The organism is Saccharopolyspora rhizosphaerae (assembly GCF_003931915.1).
Classification (GTDB): Bacteria; Actinomycetota; Actinomycetes; order Mycobacteriales; family Pseudonocardiaceae; genus Saccharopolyspora; species Saccharopolyspora rhizosphaerae.
The window spans coordinates 34,821-54,702 of record NZ_RSAA01000019.1 but is presented as its reverse complement, the minus strand read 5'-3'; the positions used below and the strand labels follow the sequence as shown (position 1 = coordinate 54,702).

Below are 19,882 nucleotides of genomic sequence, written 5' to 3'. Positions count from 1 at the left end.
GGTCCGGGCGAGAACTGCCCACGGCAGAGCTCACGACGAAGTGAGGAGAGATCGTTGCAGTTCCACCACCACGGCTACGTCTCCGGCGATCCCCGCGTGCAACCCGCCGCGGGCGTGGGCCTCGACCGCCCCCAGGAATTGCCGGACGAGGTCGACGTCCTCATCGTGGGCAGCGGACCGGCCGGCATGATCGCCGCTGCTCAGCTGGCGCAGTTCCCGCACCTCACCACCCGACTGGTCGAGCGCAGGCCCGGCCGGCTCGAAGTCGGCCAGGCCGACGGCATCCAGGCCCGCAGCGTCGAGACCTTCCAGGCGTTCGGGTTCGCCGGGCGGATCACCGAAGAGGCCTACCGGATCACCGAGATGGCGTTCTGGAAGCCCGACCCGGACCAGCCCGGCAACATCGTGCGCGCCGCCGTGGCGCCCGACGACCCGACCGGGATCAGCGAGTTCCCGCACCTGATCGTCAACCAGGCCCGGGTGCTCGACTACTTCGCCGAAGCCGCCCGCAACGCACCCGGCCGTCTCGAACCCGACTACGGCTGGGAGTTCCTCGACCTCGACGTCGGCACCGACGAGGTGGCCGTGCGGCTGCGCCGCTCCGCCGGGGTCGACGAGGGCCTCGAGCGGACGGTGCGGGCCCGCTACGTCATCGGGTGCGACGGCGCGCGCAGCAGGGTCAGGGAGTCGATCGGGCGAGAACTGGTCGGCGACCGGGCCAACCACGCCTGGGGCGTGATGGACGTGCTGGCCGAGACCGACTTCCCCGACATCCGCACCAAGTGCGCGATCCAGTCCCACGACGGCGGGAGCATCCTGCTCATCCCGCGCGAGGGCAACTACCTGTTCCGGATGTACGTCGACCTGGGCGAGATCTCCGACGAGGACCACGGCAAGGTGCGCGAGACCACCCAGGCCGAGGTGGAGGCGCGCGCCAACCGCATCCTGCACCCCTACACGCTGACCGTGAAGCACGTGGCCTGGCGCAGCGTCTACGAGGTCGGGCACCGGTTGACCGACAAGTTCGACGACGTGCCGGCCGAGCTGGTGGGTGTGCGGCACCCGCGGGTGTTCATCACCGGCGACGCCTGCCACACCCACAGCGCCAAGGCCGGTCAGGGCATGAACGTGTCCATGCAGGACGGGTGGAACATCGCCTGGAAGGTCGGGCACGTCCTCGACGGTCGCGCCGCTCTGTCGCTGCTGGACACCTACTCCGCCGAGCGGCACGTCATCGCCCAGGACCTCATCGACTTCGACCGGCGCTGGTCGAAGCTCATGGCGGCCAAGCCGGAAAAGCTCTCCGACCCGACCGAGCTGGAGGACTTCTACGTCAAGACCGCCGAGTTCCCGGCCGGGCTGATGACCCGGTACGAGCCGTCGATGATCACCGCCGGAGCCGAGCACCAGGACCTCGCGGCCGGGTTCCCCATCGGCAAGCGCTTCAAGTCCCACCCGGTTTCCCGCGTCTGCGACGGCAACCCGGTGCACCTCGGTCACCACCACCGCGCCGACGGCCGGTGGCGCATCTACGTCTTCGCCGACCGGCCGGCCCCGGGGGAACCGTCCGCGGCCACCGACTTCGCGGAGTGGATCACCAGTTCTCCGGACTCACCGGTGGTCGCCCACACCCCGCAGGACCGGGACGTCGACGCCTGCTTCGACGTCAAGGTCGTCTACCAGCAGCCCCACGCGGAGGTCGAGCTCGGCCGGGTGCCGCGCGCGTACCTGCCGAAGGTCGGCCCCTACCAGCTCGTCGACTACGAGAAGGTCTACGCGGCGGACCCGGCGGACGACGTCTTCGAAGCCTGCGAGATCAGCCGGGACGGCGCCGTCGTGGTGGTCCGCCCGGACCACTACGTCTCCCACGTCCTGCCGATCAACGCCCACGCAGACCTCACGGCCTTCTTCAACGGCATCGCCACTCCCAAGCACCACCCAGCAACCACAGCCCCCCAACCCTGACCCGCCCGGCGCCGCCCTCACCCCGGACCCGCCGCACCTCCCGCTCTCGCTCGGCCTCCGCAGTCGGCCCACCGTCCATCCGCTCCGCCCCACGGCTCGGCACCGTCTCGGCCAGGGAGGAGCAGGGCGGCAGGGACGCAGCGGCCGGAAACAGCGACGGCGCCGGATGCAACGCCCGCCGGATGCAACGCCCGCCGGAATCGAGCGACGGCCGCGATGGAGCAACGGCCGGGTTGGAGCGCCGGCCGCGATGGAACGCCAGCGGGATCGAGCGGCGGCCGGCACCGATCCGAACTTCGCGCGAGTTCGACCCGTGCCCGCAGGGCCCAAATTTCGCGCGAAGTTCGACCCGGGCTCGTGGGGTCCGAATTTCGCGCGAAGTTCGAATCGACCCCTGGGTGGCCAGCACCAACACGCCGATCGCGTTAGGTGCCCTGCATGTCGGTCCGGAGTGGTCATCACTTCGCGTGACATCCGGCTCGTGCAGAGGGGGTCGGATTTCGCGCGAAGTTCGACGGTCGGGGGAGTGCGCGGGCGTGGTGGGCGGGGGACTTCCGGTGGCGGGATCGAGGGGCCACGATGATCGGAGTGCGGACGCCTCGACGAGGAGAGCTCGATGCCTGACGTAGGAATCATCGGAGCCGGGACCGCGGGCCTGCACCTCGCGCTGCTGCTGCAGCAGGCCGGGGTCAGCACCCGCGTGTACACCCACCAGACCGCCGACCAGGTGGCGTCGGGACGACCGCAGAACAGCGTCTCCCACCACGCGCCCACCATCGCCCGCGAAGACGCGATGGGCGTGAACTTCTGGCCGGTCGAGGAGTACGGCTACCGGGTCCACTACCACCACCTCAACGTCCCGGACGGTCCGCCGGTCTTCCGCGGTGACTTCCTGCGGCCCTCCCGCGTCCTGGACTACCGCATCTACCTGCCGCGTCTGATGGCCGAGTACGAGGAACGCGGCGGGACCGTCGAGCAGCGCGCGGTCGAGCCCGCCGACTTCGAGCAGCTCGGCCGCCACCACGACCTCATCGTGGTGGCGGCCGGGTCGCGGTCCTTCGCCGAGTACTTCGGCGAACGCCCCGACGTCTCGCCCTACGCCGAGCCGCAGCGCTACCTCGCGGTCGGCTTCTGGGACGGGGTCGCGCAGACCGGACCACGCGCGGTGACGATGAGCATCTCTCCCGGCCACGGCGAACTGCTGGACCTGCCGATCACCACCTTCGACGGGTGGGCCAGCGCGCTGCTGTTCGAGAACGTGCCGGGCGGCGACCTGGAAGTCCTGATGAAGCAGCGGCAGTCCGACGATCCCGAGGCCTACCGCCGGCTCACGCTGGACAAGCTCGAGCAGCACCACCCGACGGTCCGCGAGCGCGTCGACGACTCCCGCTTCCAGCTGATGCGGCCGGGCGACATCCTCCAAGGTGCCGTGCGCCCGGTCGTGCGCGAGGACTACCGGGTGCTGCCCGACGGGACCGTGGTGCTGTCGCTGGGCGACGCGCATTCCACTGTGGACCCCGTGACCGGGCAGGGCGCCAATGCGGCCTCTTACGAAGCGCAGGTCGTCGCCGACACGATCCTCGAGGACGGCTCGGTCGACGAGCGCTTCGCGCAGAAGGTCGCGCTGCGCCGCCGCGAACGCGTCGACGGGCTCAGCACCTGGGTCAACACCATGATCGCCACTCCGACACCGCCGCACCTGCAGAAGCTGTTGGGCGCGATGTCGCAACTGCGCACGCTCTGCGACGAGTTCACCGAGAACTTCAGCCACCCGCACCGCAACGGCGACATGGTCGCCACCCCGGAACGCGTGGACGCCGCGATCGCCCGGCACACCCCGGACGACACCGGGCCGTCCGAGGCGAAGGGGCCGTGATCCCCCGCCGGGACGTGAGGTGCCGAGTGCCCCGGCGAGGCGACGGGAACGGGACGCCCTGCTGACATCCGCGAACGGCGCCAACGGTCCCGACGCGCTTGCGTCCCGACACCCAGACGCCCGTTCCCGACACGCCTGACCGAGCGCCTGCTCCCAACACGTGCGAGTGCCGGTCTCCCGACACGCCCGAGCGCCAGCTCCACAACACGCCCGAGCACCCGGGTCGACCCCTCGTGTCGGAGGGCGGAAAAGGCCCGGGAAGCTGCTCAAATCTCGCGAGAATTTCGAATCACCCCGTGCGTGACCTGCACCTACACGCCGAGCGCTTTGGATTCCCTGGCGTGTCGGAGCGAGACGCGTTCTTTTTTCGCGGATGTGGACTGGAGGTCGGTGGACTCGAGTTTCGCGAGAAGTTCGAGTGGTCGGCCGTGTTGGGTGGTGGGCCCTCACGAAGGAAGAACGCGGTGATCGCTGTGGCGATCACCGCGTTCTTCCTCCTGCTGCTAGGTGTCAGCGGACTTCGAGTTCGGCGACACCTGTGTGGTCGGGCCCTTCGGGGCCGGTGAGCTCGACCCGCACGTAGCGGGCGAGGTGACCCCGCGGGACCCGGCCCTGGACCTCGGTGAACGTCTTGCCGTCAACCGAGGTCAGGAGGCGGTGCGAGGTCGGGGCGAGGTCGGTCCAGCGCGGCGTGATCTCGGCGACCGGGCGCACCGCGCCGAGGTCGACCGTCGTCGAGCCCTGCGGCCCGTTGACCAGCCACGGCGTGGCCGGGTTGCCGTCGACGGCCGCTTCCGCGTAGCGACCGGGCTCCTCGCTGGTGGCCTCCGCGGACTTGCAGCGGGCCAGGTTGTCGGTCGGAGCGAGGTCGGGCCGGCGCGTCTTCAGCGACAGCGGCTGCTGCTCGCTGACCACCTGGTCGCCCTGCGGGCTCTGGACCGTGAACGGCTCGCCGTCGCGCAGCACCACCGTGGTCTGGTCGCCACCGATGCGGACGTCGAACGTGCGGCCCTGCCACTTCAGCCCGGTCAGCTCGATGCCCTTGCCCAGCTGCGGCGGCAGCACCGGGTCCAGCACGACCTTGTCGCCGCGCCAGCGCATGCCGGTGAGCCCGTGGGTGAACACCTGGGTGTAACCGCCGGCACCGGTGAGGAAGTTGAACGTCGGCGCCCCCGCACCCTCACCAGCGGTCTTGCCGCGCGCCTCGGAGAACTGCGCGAACGGGTCCTTCTCGAACGGCCGGATCGACCGGTTCAAGTAGGTGTTGGTCACGCAGCCCGGTTCACCGATCGCGGCCGCGTCGATGGCGTGGGCCGAGTCGGTCATCGCCGGGCCCTCCGGGTCGGTGCGCGGCGCGTAGTAGTCGAGCGTGTTCTTGGCGGCCTCCCGCGACATCGGCCACTCCAGCGGGTACTGCAGCAGCACCGCGTCGGCCTGCTTGATCTTCTGACCCGCGTAGCCGTCGTACTGGCGGAACAGCTGCTTCTCCTGGTCGAAGGGCATCCGCAGCTTGTCGGCGATGGCGGTCCACTCCGGGGGAGCAGGTTCGCCGAGGATCCGGGCCGCTTCGGTGGCGTCGCGCAGCGCCTTGGCGGCACCCGCGTTGGTGAACACCGCGTCGTTGACGCCGTTGCTGTACTCGTCCGGGCCCGCCACGTTGTGGATCGAGGCGGTGCCGTCGGGGTTGTGCGTCACGCGCCCGGCCCAGAACTCGGCGACTCCGCGCAGCACGGGCCAGCCGTGCTCGCGCAGCCACTTCTGGTCCCCGGTGGCCAGGTAGTACTGCCAGGTGGACAGCGCGACGTCGCTCTGCAGGTGGTTCTGCGTCAAGCAGTGCGGCGGGTCCCAGCTGTGGCAGTCCTTCTGCAGGTCACCGCTGTCAGCGCTGGTCCACGGGTAGAACGCGCCCTTCTGGCCGATCTGCTGCGCGTTGTCGCGCGCGGCCGGCAGCGTCTTCTCGCGGTAGGCCACCACCGACTTGGCGATGTCCGGGTGCTGCAGCAGCAGGCTCGGGTACATCCACAGCTCGGTGTCCCAGAAGTTCAGCCCGGCGTAGTTGTCACTGCTCAGTCCGGCCGGCGCGACGCTGGTGTCCTGGCCCTCGCGGATGCTCGACAGGATCGCGTACTTGCTGGAGCGCAAGGACTTCTGCAGGTCCGGGCGGTCCGGCACGCGGATGTCGCTGTTCCACAGCTTCTGCCAGGCGGAGGAGTGGGCTTCGAACAGCGCGTCCCAGCCGCGGTCGGCGGCGTCCTGCGAGGCCTTGACGGCCGTGGACTGGTGGTCCGGCGTGGTCACCGTCGTGTCGACGCCGACGAACTTGCCGAACTCGTAGGTCTTGCCCTGCTGGGCGTCGAAGCGGACCTTCTGCTCGGCGTTGAGCCCGTCCACGTGCTGCTCGGGCTTGGCGCTGATCTCGTCCGGCGGGACCAGCGTCGACGCCACGGTTCCCCGCGCGCCCACGCCTTCGGTCTCGAAACCGACGCGTGCGGTCTGGCCCTCGACGCCGCCCTCGGTGGGGTGCATCCGGCGGGCGCCCGCGCCCTCGACACCACCGACCACCTCGGCCTGCCCGGACCAGCGGGGCGTCACCCGGGCGCGCACCGCACCGACGTGCGGGTTGGTCCGGTCGGCGACGACGTCGTAGGCGATGTCGGTGGCCTTGCCGTCGGGCGTCGTCCAGGTCAGCTTCGTCGACAGCACGCCGCAGTGGACGTTCAGCGACTGCCGGAAGTTCGAGATCTGCTCCGGCGGGGTCTGCGGCGTGAACACGTGCTCGCCGGCGCGGACGGTCAGCGACGACCAGGTGGGGATGGCCGCGATGGCGTGCCGCGGCTTGTCGGTCTGAGCGCTCGGGCCCTCACCGTACAGGCCGGTGACGAAAGCGCCGTCGTAGCGCGGAGTTTCGAGCGGGAATCCGGTCTTCTCGCCGGTGGCCACGTATCCGGCACCCGTCGGGGGCACTCGTTGCGACAGGTAACCGTTGCCGACGAAGGCGTGCGCGGTGTAGGCGGGGTCGAACTTGTCGGTCGACATCTCCCAGGACTCACCGGTCGCGCACCGCTGCGGCTCCGGGCCGGTGGGGGCGGCAGTTGTGCTCGTCACGACAGCCGCAGCAGCGGAGACGACCGTCAACGCGACGATCGCGACTCCACTTGAACGATGCAGTTTCACCCGAGCTCAACTCCCTTGTTCGATTCGGATGGCGACCGCGAATCCTCGTGCGAAGGGGAGTCCCCGTCAAGCCGACGTGGGCTCGATCATGTTGACCGCGCAAACGGACGATGAGCAGCCATGTCACCGCGCCGGGCCCGGTCTGCACCGCTCTGAGCTGCCTCTTGTGCCCGGCGGCATCGGCCCGGTGAGCCCCGCGGCGAGCCGTTCGAGCGTCCCGGGGAGCGCCGACGCGCCGTCCCGAACCGCATTGACGGGTGGGTGACGGGAGGTTACCGTGCGCCGGACATCAGAGGTCTGATGTCTTGTAGCGGAGGGGGCGCGGGATGTCGTTGTCGGACGAGCTCGCCGAGACGCTGTTCGGCTCGATCATCGACGGCACCTACCCGCCCGGGACCGCGCTACCCCCGGAAGCCGAGCTCGCCGAGCTGCACGCGGTGAGCAGGTTGACCGTGCGGGAGGCTGTCCGGGAGCTGCGGGTGCCCAACATCGTGCGCATCCAGCGGGGTCGCGGCACCTACGTCAACCCGCCCGCGCAGTGGACCGCGTTGGACCCGGTGATCCGCGCCGCCGCGGCGACCCCGCGTTCGAGCGCGGCGATCTCGGAGAACCTCGTCGACGCCCGCCGGTTGATCGAGGTCGGAGCCGTCGAGCTCGCGGCGGCCAAGCGCACCGAGCAGGACCTGGAGCAGCTGCGCGAGCTGCTGCGGGACATGCGCGAGGCCGTCGAGACCGCCGACGTGGAGCGGTTCGTGGAGGCCGACATCGCCTTCCACGACACCGTCATGCGCGCCAGCGGGAACGTGTTCCTCCCGTTGATGTTCGAGCCCTTCGGTCGGCTGCTGGTGGAAGGGCGCAGGGAGACCTCGGCGGTGCCGGAGATCCGCGAGAACGCCCTCGCCCACCACGCGGAAGTGCTGCGGGCGCTGGAGACCGGTGACCCCGCCGTCGCCCGCAAGGCGATGGAGGACCACATGTCCCAGACCGCCGAAGACCTGCGCACCCACGTGCTCGACAGCTGACCACGGCCGGAGGAACCAGCCCGATGACCCAGAACCCGATCCCGGTCGAGGACCTGCTCGCCGACCTGCCCGCCGTCCGCCCGGTCGACCCCGCCGAGGTCGCGGCGCGAAGGGAGGGTGGTGGGTGCCTGGTCGTGCTCGACGACGACCCGACCGGCACGCAGACCGTTGCCGACGTGCCGGTGCTGACCACGTGGGGCGTCGACGACCTGCGCTGGGCGCTGACCCCGGGCGGCACCTGCTTCGTGCTCACCAACACCCGCAGCCTCTCAGCCGCCGACGCCGACGCCCGCAACCGCGAAGTGCTCGACGCGCTGGCGCGCGCCGCCGACGCGGAGCAGGTCGACTTCGTGGTGGCCAGCCGCAGCGATTCCACCCTGCGCGGGCACTTCCCCCGCGAAACCGACGTGATCGCACGGGAACTGGCCGAACGCGGTCGTCCGGTCGACGGCGTCGTGATCGTGCCCGCCTTCCCGAGCGCGGGGCGCTTCACCATCGATGCGGTGCACTGGGCCCGCACACCCGAGGGCGTGCTGCCCGCCGGGCGCACCGAGTTCGCCCGGGACGCCACCTTCGGCTACCGCAGCTCGGACCTGCGGGAGTGGGTCGAGGAGAAGTCCGGCGGCGCGGTCGCGGCCGAGGACGTGCTCGCGGTGACGCTGACCGACCTGCGCGTCGGAGGCCCGGAGCGGGTCGCCGAGCTGCTCAGCGACGTGCGCGGTGGTCGCGCGGTCGTGGTGGACGCGGCCTGCGACGACGATCTGCGGGTGCTCGCACTCGCGCTGCTGGAGGTGGAGTCGCGGGGCACGCGCCTGCTCTACCGGGTCGGCCCGGCGTTCGTGCGCTCGCGCGCCGGTCAGGCCGGAGCGCCACCGCTGAGCCGCAACGCGCTGCGGGCGATGGGTGCCGCGGACGGGCACGGTCTGATCGCCGTCGGCTCCCACGTCGGCCTGACGACCAGCCAGCTCGACGGGCTGCGGGAGCTCGGCGGCGTCACCGAACTGGAACTGGACGTCACGAAGCTGCTCGACGCGTGCACGAGGGACGACCACGTCGCCGAGGTCGCCGACGCCGCGGCTCGGTCCCTGGAGGGGGCCGACGTGGTCGTCCGCACCAGCCGCACGCTGGTCACCGGCGACGCCCCGGACGCCAGCCTGGCCATCGCGCGCGCGGTCTCCGCGGGCCTGGTCGACACCGTGCGCGCGGCGGTCGAGGCGCGTCGGCCGGCGTTCGTGGTCGCCAAGGGCGGGATCACCTCCAGCGACATCGCCACGGACGGTCTGGACGTGCGTCGCGCGGTGGTGCGCGGAACGATGCTTCCCGGGATCATCTCGCTCTGGCAGGCGGTTTCGGGCGAGTTCGCCGGTCTTCCCTACGTCGTCTTCCCCGGCAACGTCGGGGACCGGAGCGCGCTGGCGGACGTCGTGGCGGCGCTGAGGACCACCTGCTGAGAACGAGGGAGAAGCATGTCCAACACCCCGCACGTCGCGGTCGTCGGCCTGGGTGCCATGGGTCTGCCCATGGCCACGCGACTCGTGCCGGACTTCCCGGTGACGGTCTTCGACATCGACGCCGACCGCAGGGCGCAGGTGGTCGGCAGCGGCGCCGCCGGAGCGACGACACCGGCCCGTGCCGCGGAGAACGCCGAACTCGTGCTCGTCGCCGTCCGCGACCAGCAGCAGGTGGACGCCGCGCTGTTCGGTGATGACGGCGTGGCCACCGCGCTGCGCCCCGGCACGGTCGTGATCTTGACCAGCACGGTCGGTCCCGATGCCGCACGCGCCACGGCGAGCCGGCTGGCCGAGGTCGGCGGGAGGCTCGTCGACGCCCCGGTCAGCGGCGGGCCGGCCCGCGCGGGTGCGGGAGACCTGCTCATCGTCGTCAGCGGCGCGGAGGACGACCTGAACAACGCCCGCCCGGTCCTCGACGCGCTCGCGTCGACCCTCACCGAGATCGGCAGCGCTCCCGGCGACGCGCAGGGGCTCAAGGCGATCAACCAGCTGCTCGCCGGGGTGCACATCGCCGCCGCCGCCGAAGCGGTCGCGATGGCGCGCTCGCTCGGGCTGGACCCGAGCACCGTCATCGACGCGCTCAGCAAGGGCGCGGCGGGCTCGTTCATGCTCGCCGACCGGGGGCCGCGGATGGTCGAGGCCTACGGCGACGGCGCGGAAGTGCGCTCCAGGCTGGACATCTTCGTCAAGGACATGGGCATCGTCACCGACATCGCCCAGCAGGCCCACGTTCCGACGCCGCTGGCCGCGGCCGCCCAGCAGCTCTACCTCATGGGCGAGCGCGCGGGACTGGCCGCCGCCGACGACTCCAGCGTCGTCACGCTGCTGTCGCCGGAGGAGTAGTTCCGCTCAGCGCTGGAGTCGCGCTCGGGTCAGTCGCCGGGCCTGGGCGAACGGGTCGGGGGTGACGTCGAGCAGCAGCGCGCTCAACGTCCCCTCGTAGATCACGAGGAGATCTGACGCGACTTCGGCCGGCTCCGGGTGGCCTGTCTCCGCGGCGAGGTCGGTGAGCCGGCGCAGCAGGTGCCGCTTGTGCTCGGCGACCACGGCGAGCGCGGGGTGGTCGCGGTCGGCGAGCTCCACCGAGGCGGCCACGTGCGCGCACCCGCGACGCCGCCCCGAGCCGTTCCACCAGCGCTCGAGGGCGTCGAACAGGGCCAGCAGCGGTTCCTCAGCAGCGGCGATGGCTGTCTCCCACTCGGCTCGCCACTGCTCGTCGCGCTCGGCGAGGTAGGCGGCGACCAGGTCGTCCTTGCTGCCGAAGTGCTTGTAGCAGGTCGCGAGCGCCACCCCGGCGCGCGCGACGATCGCGTCGATGCCGGTGGCGTTGATGCCGCGCGCGTAGAACAGCTCGTCCGCCGCCGCGAGCAGGCGCTGCCGCGCTGGAGTTGCTGGTCTCAGCGTCACGCGGCTAGTGTAACGGTCGTTCTACCTAGAACGACCGTTCTGCCGCTGGAGGAGCCGTGCCGAAGCTCGAAGCCGTCGCGTTCGACGTCGTGGAAACCCTGATGTCGCTGGAGGAGGTCCCCGGCCGCCTGGCCGAGCGTGGACTCCCCGCGGAGCTGTTCGACCCGTGGTTCGCGCGGGCGGTGCGGGACGGGGTGGCGCTCGCCGCCGCGGGCGGTTACCGCGAGTTCGACGAGATCGCCGCTGCCGCGTTGCGCGACGTCACCGCTGCGGAGGTCGACCAGGCGACGGTCGACCACGTGCTCGCCGGGTGGGACCGCTTCCCGGCGCACGACGACGTGCGCCCCGCGCTGGAGGAGCTGCGCGCCGCGGGTGTGCGCGTGGTCGGGCTGACCACCGGCTCGGCGGAGACGATCAGCGGGTTCTTCGCCCACAACGGCCTGTCCGAGCACGTCGAAGCGGTCTTGTCCTGCGCCGACGTGGGCATCTGGAAGCCCGCTCCGGGCGCCTACCGCTACGCCGTGGACCGGCTCGGGCTCGAGGCGAGCCAGGTCGCGCTCGTCGCCGCCCACGCGTGGGACTGCCACGGAGCCGCGCGAGCGGGCCTGCGGACCGGCTGGGTCAGCCGCCTCGAAGGGCGCTACAACCCGACCTTCGACCCCGCCGACGTCACCGCCGACGACCTGCCGACGGTCGTCCGTGAGCTGCTCGCGTGAGCGCTCGCCGCTTCCTCAGCCTGGTACCGGGCAACGCACCGGCGGTGGCGCGTCGCGCCGAGTGGGGTTGCGGTGAAACGAGTCTGGTCCGAGCTCGTCCAGCTGGTAGCCGCGCGGGTAGCTGCGCGGGCGGGGTGTGACCGGTTTCGAGTCGGCACGCGGCGGTCCGAGGCGGAGGAGCCCGCCCCGTGCCTTCAGCGCCAGGCGCACCGCGCGGCGGGCGACTTCGGGCGGGCGGGGGAGTTCCAGGGCCTCGAGCAGGTGCGGGTCCATCAGCAGCCGCGTGGCGTCGCTGACCGGCGCTGATAGCGGGCGCGGGAACCAGGAGCCGAACAGGCGCATGGTCGAGTCCGCGACGCGCCGGCTGCCCTCGTCGAAGGCGAACCGCTCGCGCTCGTAGTCGTCGAGCAGGCGCTCGAAACCCTCGTAGGTTTCCGGCATCCCCTCGATGCGCATGCCCTCGCCCATCCGGCGCCACACCGCCGTCAACGCGCGGATCTCCCGGGGGTGCAGCTCGCGCCAGCCGAACTCGTTGATCCAGCGCACCGGCATGACCACGAAGGTCGCGAGCGTGTAGAGGTAGTCCTCGTTGCTGATCCGGTAGCGCCAGTGGAGCTGGTTGAGGTGGTCCAGCGCCCGCTCCCGGGAGCGCTCCGACCCGGGGATGAGGATCTCGTAGAGCACCAGGACGGTGTCGTCGTACCGCTTCTGCGTGCAGCGGGTGAACTCGCCGGTGCGGTCAAGCAGCCGTCCGATCGTCGGGACCGCGTAGGTGCGGAACAGCGCGAGCTCGAGCGAGCGGGTGAAGTCCCAGGGGAACTCGTACTGGGAGAGCAGTCGGTAGACCTCGTCGCAGTCCTTCTCGGGGTCCATCGCGAGGATCGTCTTCAGGCGGTCGAAACGCCGCATCTCCAGCTACCTCCCCAACTGCGGTCGACGGCTCGAACGTAATGGCTTGTTGTGCACGGGTCAACAGTCCGTAATAGCTTGCGAGAGCGGGAATCGAGTGAACGACCGGGTGGCACCGGCGTGACTTGTTGACAGACTGACAACAGTGTCGCCACACTCCGCGAGAACCGTTTCGCGCGCACAGTCCGTGGAGGGCACACGCCATGCCAAGAGTCCTGACCGATGAGCAGAGCGACCTGGTCGACGCCGTCGGCGAGTTCTGCCGCCGCGAGTGCGGCACCAAGGAGCAGCGGGACAAGCTCACCGCCAACGGCGCCGAGCCGCACAACCAGGAGCTCTACGCGAAGATGGCCGAGCTCGGCTGGCTCGGCATCTACCTGCCCGAGGAGTACGGCGGGGCGGGGCAGGGCATGACCGAGCTGTGCCTGTTCCTGGAGGAGACAGCCTACGGCCGGGTGCCGATGAGCGGCTTCGCGACCACGATCATCTCCGCCGCCGGCTACGAGAAGTTCGCTTCGGAGGAGCAGAAGCGCGCGGTGCTCGAAGGCGTCGCCCGCGGACGGGTCGAGGCCATCTCGATGTCCGAGCCGGGGGCCGGCTCCGACCTGGGCGCGCTGACCTGCCGGGCGGAGAAGGTCGACGGCGGCTGGGTGATCAACGGGCAGAAGACCTGGTGCTCCAACGCCCACATCGCCGACCACGTCCTGCTGATCGCGCGCACCTCCCAGGAGGACTCCAAGCACCGCGGGCTGACCCAGTTCACGGTGCCCACCGACGTCGACGGGCTGCAGATCAGCGGCATCGAGACGATGGGCGGCCGCGAGGTCAACGACCTGTACTTCACCGACTGCTTCCTGCCCGACTCCGCGGTGGTCGGCACGGTCGGCGAGGCGTGGACGCAGCTGATGGCCGGGCTGAACCTGGAGCGGATGATCCTGGGCGCCAACATGGTCGGCGTCGCACGCCGCGCCTTCGACGACACCGTGGAGTACGTCAAGCAGCGCGAGCAGTTCGGCAAGCCGATCGGGTCGTTCCAGGCGCTCAAGCACCGCATCGCCGACATGGCCACCGAGATCGAGTGCGCGCAGCTGCTGCTCTACAGCGTCGCCGCGGCCATCGACCGCGAGCCAGGCAAGGTCTTCGCCCGCGAGGCGTCGATGGTCAAGCTCAAGAGCACCGAGCTCGCCAAGCACGTGTCCCTGGAGGGCATGCAGATGCTCGGCGGCTACGGCTACGCCACCGAGTACGGCATGGAGTCGATGCTGCGCTCCACCGTGGTCTCCACGGTCTACGGCGGCACCAGCGAGATCCAGCGCGACATCATCGGCAAGACCTACGGTCTCTGACTCCGGGTGGGGGGAGGTTCCAGCGGGAACCTCCCCCCACCCGGCCTCCAGGCGCGGTGCTACCCGGCAACGTCGCGCAGGACGCGTGGAAGCCCGCCTCCAGCACGGGTTCCACGTGCGACTCCTCTTCCGCGCCGAGGAAGCGGGACCAACCAACCGGAAACACCGCTCCCCGGTGAGGATCTCGACCGCCGCGAGGCGCTTCCACCCCGGAGAGGCGCCAGTGGGACCCCCGGCCTGGGAATCCTCGCGTCAGAGGAGTTCGATCCCGTCGATGAGCCAGCGGTCGTCCTGGCGGACCAGGGTCATCCGCATCCGGTTCCGGTCGAGGCGCGGTTGCGGGGTGTTCTTGTTGGTGACCTCCTGGTCGACGAACAGCGCGATGACCGCGCGGTCCTGATCGGCCTCGACCGCGGCCGAGGTGAGGACCGTGCCCTGCGAGAGGGCCTCGTTCTGCCGGATCAGCTCCGTGAGGCTCGCGCTGACCTGCTTGTACTGCTGGGCGAACTGGCCGTGCGCGTGGGCCGTGACCGCCGCGAAGTGGGCGTCCAGGTGGCGGTGGTCGTAGGTCGACAGGTCCGTCGCGTAGCGCGTGGCGGCCTCCAGCGCGGACGCGCGGGCCGACTCGTCCGCGACGTGCTCGCGCAGCCGCAGGCCGGTGGAGGTCAACGCGCCCAGCAGCACCACGGCGACCACCGCGACGACGAGGACCCGGGGACGCCGCAGGGACGTCGCGCCGCGCCGCAGCAGTCCCGGGCTGTCGGGTCCGGCGCCGGTGGTGGACTCGGTGTCGGTCATCATCGGACTCCTTGCAACGGGATCGAGTACCAGGAACGGGAGCCGAGCACGTCGCGCTGCCCGCCGGAGCTGCCGAGGCTGAAGCCGGCGCCGGTGTCACCGGTGGCGGTGTCGTAGGTGCCCATCGGGCGTGGTGCGTTGGCCGCGCCCCGCTGGCCCCTCCGCTGCTCGTCGCCGGGGCAGTGCTGGTCCAGCGAGGGCTCGCGGGCTTCGGTGTCGGTCGGCGAGCGCCGCTCGACGGCCGTGACGCACGCCGGGCCCTGGCTGAGGACCAGGTCGAAGTCGGCGGTGTCGCCGTGCACGATGCGCCCCAGGCCGCCGAACGTGCCGGGGAGCGTCACCAGGGCGTGCTGCATCGCGGGTCCGCGGACGCTGACGATCTGGCCGGTGGTGACGAGGTTGCCGAGCAGCGCGGCCACCGACGGCTCGTTGTCGGCCATCAGCCGCGCGACCTGCCGCGTGGTCTCGGGTGCGGTGGCCAGCAGTGATCTGACCTGCGGTTCGTCGGCGCGCGCCTGGTCGGTCAGCGACCGCAGGTTCGCCGCGAGCACGCGCAGCCGGTCGCCCTGCTCGCCGTTCGGACCGACGAAGGTCCGCCCGTTGTCCAGCGCTCGCCGCAGCTGCGGCACGCTCTCGCGGCTCGTGCGCAGCAGTTCGGCGCTGTTGTCCAGGATCCGGGTCAGCTCGGTGTTGGCGATGAACACGCACACGAAGCAGATCACCACGGCCTCGTTCACCGCGTTGGCCACACCACCGGGTCCGCCCTTGGCGGTCAGCCCTTTGAAGCACGCCACCAGCGCGGTGAGCACGGCGAACGCCGCGGCTTTGACCAGCGCCATCACGAAGTCGGGCACCCGCGAGTACTGCACCAGCGTCTGCAGGAACATCCCCGGCGAGGCGCCCAGGACCAGGACCTGGAAGAGGTAGGTGGTGCCGATGCCGACCAGCATCACGATGCAGGCCAGCAGCACCGTGGATACCACGGCCGCGATCACCCGGGGCACCACCAGACCAGCCGCTCGACCGCGTGCACGCCCATCACCTCGAGCGCGTCGATCTCCTCGCGGATGGTGCGCGCCCCCAGGTCGGCGCACATCGCCGAGCCGCCGATGCCGGCGATCATCAGCGCGCAGACCAGGGGAGCGGCCTGGCCGACCACCACGAAGGCCACCACGGCTCCGCCGTAGCCCTCCGCGCCGATCTGGCTGGCCAGCGACCCGACGTTGAGCGCGACCACCACGCCCAGCGGGATGGTCACCAGCAGCGCGGGCAGCGTGGTCACCGCGGCCAGGAAGTGCACCTGGTGCAAGCACTCCCGCCAGGCCAGCCGCGCCCGGGCCAGCACGCGAGTGGTCGCCGCGAGCGTCCGGGCACCGAAGTCCAGCAGCAGTCCGGCTTGCAGCAGGGCGTCGACGACGGGACCGGGGGATCGGCTCATCCGCTGCTCCCTCGATCCGCCCGCAGCCGGTCGGGGAAGGCAGTGGCGGGGAGCCGGTGCCGGGTCAGTCGTCGCGCACGGCGGGGAAGACGGTGTTCACCAGGTGCAGCGCAGTGCGGGTGAGCATCACGTGCAGGTCGCTGCGGCTGAGGCTGCCGCGCACCAGCCACTCGCGGGAGGCGGCCTTGAGCATCGCGCTGTGCGCGCGGACCATGCCCCGCAGCTTCTCCCGGCCGACCGTCACGTCGCTCATCATCGCCGCTTCCAGGACCCGGTCGGTGGCGATCTCGTCGGCTTCCAGCATGATCCGCTCGACCTCGTCGTCGCCGATGGATTCCGACCCGATCGCCGACAACCACATGTCCCGGTTGCGCTCCACGACGTCGAGCCAGCGGTCCACGCAGATCGACAGCCGTTCCTCGACCGTCGTCGGGGGCAGCCGCTCGGAGACCGAGGGCGGGATGACCAGCATCTGCCGCACGACCTCCAAGTAGAGTTCGCGCTTGCTGCCGAAGTAGTGGTTGATCAACGCCCTCGCCACACCGGCTTCCGCCGCGATGTCCGATGTGGACACGGTGGAGAAGCTGCCCTCGCCGAACAGCCTGCGGGCGACCGCCAGGATCTCGGCGCGCCGCGCGTCGGGCTCCATCCGTCGCCGCTGGACCGGGCGCTGGGCGTTCATGCCGACTCCTCATCTGTGGCCGTCTTGACGTCAACAAGATACCGCACCCGTCATGTTGACACGGCCAGCAGTGCTGGTAGCGCTCGGTGCGGGCGGTGTTGGCGGAGTGCCAATACCTCACGCGTACATCCCCTCGATGATGGCCGCGTAGCGCTCGGCGACGACCTTGCGCCGCAGACTCAGCTTCGGTGTCAGCTCTCCGGACTCGGCGGTCCACGGGCCGGCCAGCACCCGGAAGGTCTTGACCTGCTCCACCCGGGCCAGATGCCCGTTGGCCTGCGCCACGGACTCCTCGAGGGCGGCGTGGACCTCCGGGTGCGCGGCGAGCTCGTCGAGGTCGGTGGTGTCGATGCCGTGCGACTTGGCCCACGCCGGTGCGGCTTCCTCGTCGAGCACCAGCAGGGCGGTCACGTACCGGCGTTCGTCGCCGATCGCGACCGCCTGGCCCACCAGCGGGTGCGCCCGCAACAACGACTCGATCTTGGTCGGTGCGATGTTCTTGCCGCCCGCGGTGATGATGATCTCCTTTTTCCGGTCGGTGATCCGCACGATCCCGCGGTCGTCGACCGTGCCGATGTCACCGGTGGGCAGCCATCCGTCGGCGTCGGTGGCCGGGCTGATCGTGCCGTCCTCCTGCAGGTACCCGGCGAAGACCACCGGACCGCGCGTCACCAGCTCCCCGTCCTCGGCGACGCGGACCTCCACCCCCGGCCCCGGCTGCCCGACCGAGCCGAGCGCGAACACCTCGGGGGTGCTCACCGTTGCGGCGCCGGTCGTCTCGCTCAGGCCCCACACCTCGTAGACCGGAAGTCCCAAGCTGGCGAGGAATTCCAGCACCGCGGTCGGGATGGGGGCGGCCCCGCTGAACGCGCGCCGGCAGTCGTCGAGCCCGACGGCCCAGCGGATCGGGCGCAGCGCCACGTCGTCGACCTGCTGGTACCGGCGGGCCAGGTCGGCCGGCACGTCCTCACCGGCCGAGCGCAGCCGGAACACCTCCAACGCGACCTCGCGCGCCTTCTCGATGGACTCGGCCTGCTCGGTGGGCAGCGTGGTGAGCTTGGCCTGCAGTCCGGTGGCGAGCTTCTCCCACACCCGGGGAACGCCGAAGAAGCCGTTCGGGCGCACCGCGGCCAGCGTCGGCAGCAGCTGCGCCTGGTCCTCGCAGAGGGTGACGTGACCGGCGTTGCAGGTGGGCATGTAGATGCCCAGCACGCGCTCGGCGATGTGGGCCAGCGGCAGGTAGGCCACCGAGCGCGGGTGCTCGGGGACGCTGACCAGGTGGTCCTGCATCAGCGACTCGTGGATGACGTTGCGGTGGGTGAGCACCACGCCTTTGGGGTCGCCCGTGGTGCCCGAGGTGTAGACGACGGTGAGCGGTGAGTCCGGTTCGGCCTGGTCCACGAGCTTCTCGAAACCCGCGTCCACGTGGTCGGTTTCGCCGCGCAAGTCGGAGTAGGCGACGAAGCTCGGGTCCGGCCGCACGTCCGGTTCCACCGTCACCACGGCCCGCAGGTGGGGCAGTTCGCCGAGCACCGGGCGCCACTTCTGCAGCTGCTGCTCGCCTTCCAGGACCAGGACGGTGGCCTTGCTGTGCTGGGCGACGAAGCGGATCTGCTCGGTGCTCAGCGTGTCGTAGGTGGTGCAGGGCAGCGCGCCGATGTGGATCGCGGCCAGGTCGGCGACCCAGTGCTCCGGCCGCCTGGACATCGCGATGAGCATCCGGTCGCCCCGCTTCAGGCCCAGCGCGCTGAGGCCGGTGGTCAACGCGGCGACCTCGGTGCGCAGCCGGGACCAGGTCCACGTGGTGGCGTTCGCGCCGATCCCGCTGGTGAGGGCGGGGTGGTCGGGGAACTCCTGCGCGTTGCGGCGCAGCAGTCCGGGGATGGTCAGTCCCTCGACGGCCTGGCGTACCTGCTCGGCTGTGGTCACGGCCTGTTCCCTCCGTTGCGAACCATGGCGCACCTACTGCGTCGAAACACGCTGAACGGCTGTTGCCCGTATGTCAACAGACGTCGCCCGATTGTTCGCGAAGTCAGCGGAGACGACCGAACAGCGGTGTATACATCAAAATGCCCCGAAGAACATCTGTTGACAAGAAGTCAACAAGAGGCAAGATCTTGTCTGGGGTCAGGACAGCGCTCGGTTGCGACAGGGAGGCGCCATGACACCGGCGGAGGAGTTCGGAGACGTCATCGTCGGCGCTGGCTTGATGGCCGGCGCGGCGAACGTCATCATGCAACTGGGGCGCCCGGGCGTCGGTCACGGCGTCCTGGAGAGCACAGTGGACAGCGGAAACCTGCTCAAGCGCCCCTACAAGCGCAGCCGCACGACCTTCACCTACCTCTCGGTGGCGACGCTGGGCACCGACGAGGAGAAGCGCGCCTACCGGCGAGCGGTGAACCGGTCGCACGCCCAGGTCCGCTCCGGAGAGTCGAGCCCGGTGAAGTACAACGCTTTCGACCCGGAGCTGCAGCTGTGGGTGGCGGCGTGCTTGTACAAGGGCTACGAGGACTCGTTCGTGGCGATGTCGGGCCGTCCCCTCCCGGCCGACCGGCGCGAGGCCATCTACGCCGCCTCCGCGCCGCTCGGCACGACCTTGCAGGTCACACCCGAGATGTGGCCCTCGACCCGAGCGGAGTTCGACGAGTACTGGGAGAAGAACCTCGCCGAGGTCCGCATCGACGAACCCGTGCGCAGGCACCTGCTCGACATCGCCGAACTGCGCTTCCTGCCCGCAGCCCTGCGCGTGCCCTTCGCCCCGCTCAACAAGTTCATCACCACCGGTTTCCTGCCCCTGACCTTCCGGGAGCAGATGGGGCTGTCCTGGACCTACCGGGACCAGCGCCGCTTCGACCGGCTCACCCGGGCCGTCGGCGCGGTGGCGCTGCGCCTCCCGCCGCCGCTCCGGCGCTTCCCCTTCAACTACTTCCTCTGGGACCTGCGCCGCCGGATGCGCACCGGTGCGCGGTTGGTTTGACGATTTTCGTGACGGGATCCGGCACGCCACCCGAGCCCTGAGTACCGTGGTGAATTCCCGC

The 19,882-nt window shown here is 70.7% G+C and carries 16 protein-coding genes; 8 read left to right on the top strand and 8 right to left on the bottom strand.

The window, feature by feature from the left end:
* Positions 1–54 precede the first annotated feature (54 nt).
* On the top strand, positions 55–1,965 hold the full coding sequence (locus EIL87_RS20030) for an FAD-binding monooxygenase (protein WP_125092118.1): 1,911 nt from the start codon (positions 55–57) through the stop codon (positions 1,963–1,965).
* Positions 1,966–2,581: 616 nt separating this feature from the next.
* Positions 2,582–3,841 carry a styrene monooxygenase/indole monooxygenase family protein gene (locus EIL87_RS20025; protein WP_125092117.1) on the top strand — a complete coding sequence of 420 codons (1,260 nt, stop codon included), beginning with the start codon at positions 2,582–2,584 and terminating at the stop codon, positions 3,839–3,841.
* Positions 3,842–4,351: 510 nt separating this feature from the next.
* Here EIL87_RS20025 and EIL87_RS20020 read toward each other — a convergent pair.
* Positions 4,352–6,946, bottom strand: coding sequence for a glycosyl hydrolase family 65 protein (locus EIL87_RS20020; RefSeq protein WP_233576402.1), 2,595 nt, complete (start codon positions 6,944–6,946; stop codon positions 4,352–4,354).
* A 395-nt stretch (positions 6,947–7,341) separates the two neighbouring features.
* Here EIL87_RS20020 and EIL87_RS20015 point away from each other — a divergent pair, with 395 nt between their 5' ends.
* From EIL87_RS20015 to EIL87_RS20005, 3 genes are read left to right on the top strand one after another with little or no spacing between them, the layout of a single operon-like run.
* Positions 7,342–8,037 carry a FadR/GntR family transcriptional regulator gene (locus EIL87_RS20015; protein ID WP_125092116.1) on the top strand — a complete coding sequence of 232 codons (696 nt, stop codon included), beginning with the start codon at positions 7,342–7,344 and terminating at the stop codon, positions 8,035–8,037.
* Between the two features lie 23 nt (positions 8,038–8,060).
* A complete protein-coding gene (locus EIL87_RS20010) occupies positions 8,061–9,488 on the top strand; it encodes a four-carbon acid sugar kinase family protein (RefSeq protein WP_125092115.1) in 1,428 nt (475 codons plus the stop codon).
* A gap of 15 nt (positions 9,489–9,503) precedes the next feature.
* Complete coding sequence (locus tag EIL87_RS20005; protein ID WP_125092114.1) at positions 9,504–10,391, top strand: NAD(P)-dependent oxidoreductase; 888 nt, start codon at positions 9,504–9,506, stop codon at positions 10,389–10,391.
* Between the two features lie 6 nt (positions 10,392–10,397).
* Here EIL87_RS20005 and EIL87_RS20000 read toward each other — a convergent pair whose 3' ends face one another.
* Positions 10,398–10,955, bottom strand: a complete 558-nt coding sequence (locus EIL87_RS20000; protein ID WP_125092113.1) for a TetR/AcrR family transcriptional regulator — start codon at positions 10,953–10,955, stop codon at positions 10,398–10,400.
* A gap of 56 nt (positions 10,956–11,011) precedes the next feature.
* Here EIL87_RS20000 and EIL87_RS19995 point away from each other — a divergent pair, with 56 nt between their 5' ends.
* Positions 11,012–11,671: a haloacid dehalogenase type II gene (locus EIL87_RS19995; RefSeq protein WP_233576401.1), complete on the top strand. Its 660-nt coding sequence runs from the start codon at positions 11,012–11,014 to the stop codon at positions 11,669–11,671.
* A 15-nt stretch (positions 11,672–11,686) separates the two neighbouring features.
* On the opposite strand, the gene EIL87_RS19990 is transcribed toward EIL87_RS19995, so the two are convergent.
* Complete coding sequence (locus EIL87_RS19990) at positions 11,687–12,580, bottom strand: oxygenase MpaB family protein (protein WP_125092112.1); 894 nt, start codon at positions 12,578–12,580, stop codon at positions 11,687–11,689.
* A gap of 203 nt (positions 12,581–12,783) precedes the next feature.
* Here EIL87_RS19990 and EIL87_RS19985 point away from each other — a divergent pair, with 203 nt between their 5' ends.
* Positions 12,784–13,926 carry an acyl-CoA dehydrogenase family protein gene (locus tag EIL87_RS19985; RefSeq protein ID WP_125092111.1) on the top strand — a complete coding sequence of 381 codons (1,143 nt, stop codon included), beginning with the start codon at positions 12,784–12,786 and terminating at the stop codon, positions 13,924–13,926.
* Positions 13,927–14,178: 252 nt separating this feature from the next.
* Here the strand turns inward: EIL87_RS19985 and EIL87_RS19980 are convergent, their stop codons facing one another.
* The 5 genes from EIL87_RS19980 to EIL87_RS19965 form a co-directional block, all read right to left on the bottom strand.
* On the bottom strand, positions 14,179–14,724 hold the full coding sequence (locus EIL87_RS19980; RefSeq protein WP_125092110.1) for a hypothetical protein: 546 nt from the start codon (positions 14,722–14,724) through the stop codon (positions 14,179–14,181).
* Positions 14,724–15,719: an ABC transporter permease gene (locus EIL87_RS19975; protein WP_267898868.1), complete on the bottom strand. Its 996-nt coding sequence runs from the start codon at positions 15,717–15,719 to the stop codon at positions 14,724–14,726. The genes EIL87_RS19980 and EIL87_RS19975 overlap by 1 nt, the downstream gene beginning before the upstream one ends.
* Positions 15,716–16,162 (bottom strand): MlaE family ABC transporter permease, encoded by a 447-nt coding sequence (locus EIL87_RS27755; RefSeq protein WP_267898867.1) that lies wholly within the window; start codon positions 16,160–16,162, stop codon positions 15,716–15,718. Before EIL87_RS27755 ends, EIL87_RS19975 begins: the two co-directional genes overlap by 4 nt.
* A 64-nt stretch (positions 16,163–16,226) precedes the next feature.
* A complete protein-coding gene (locus EIL87_RS19970; protein ID WP_199740524.1) occupies positions 16,227–16,844 on the bottom strand; it encodes a TetR/AcrR family transcriptional regulator in 618 nt (205 codons plus the stop codon).
* Between the two features lie 117 nt (positions 16,845–16,961).
* Positions 16,962–18,773, bottom strand: coding sequence for an AMP-dependent synthetase/ligase (locus tag EIL87_RS19965; RefSeq protein WP_125092109.1), 1,812 nt, complete (start codon positions 18,771–18,773; stop codon positions 16,962–16,964).
* Between the two features lie 232 nt (positions 18,774–19,005).
* Here EIL87_RS19965 and EIL87_RS19960 point away from each other — a divergent pair, with 232 nt between their 5' ends.
* Positions 19,006–19,821, top strand: coding sequence for an oxygenase MpaB family protein (locus tag EIL87_RS19960; RefSeq protein ID WP_125092108.1), 816 nt, complete (start codon positions 19,006–19,008; stop codon positions 19,819–19,821).
* The last annotated feature ends 61 nt before the right edge of the window (positions 19,822–19,882 follow it).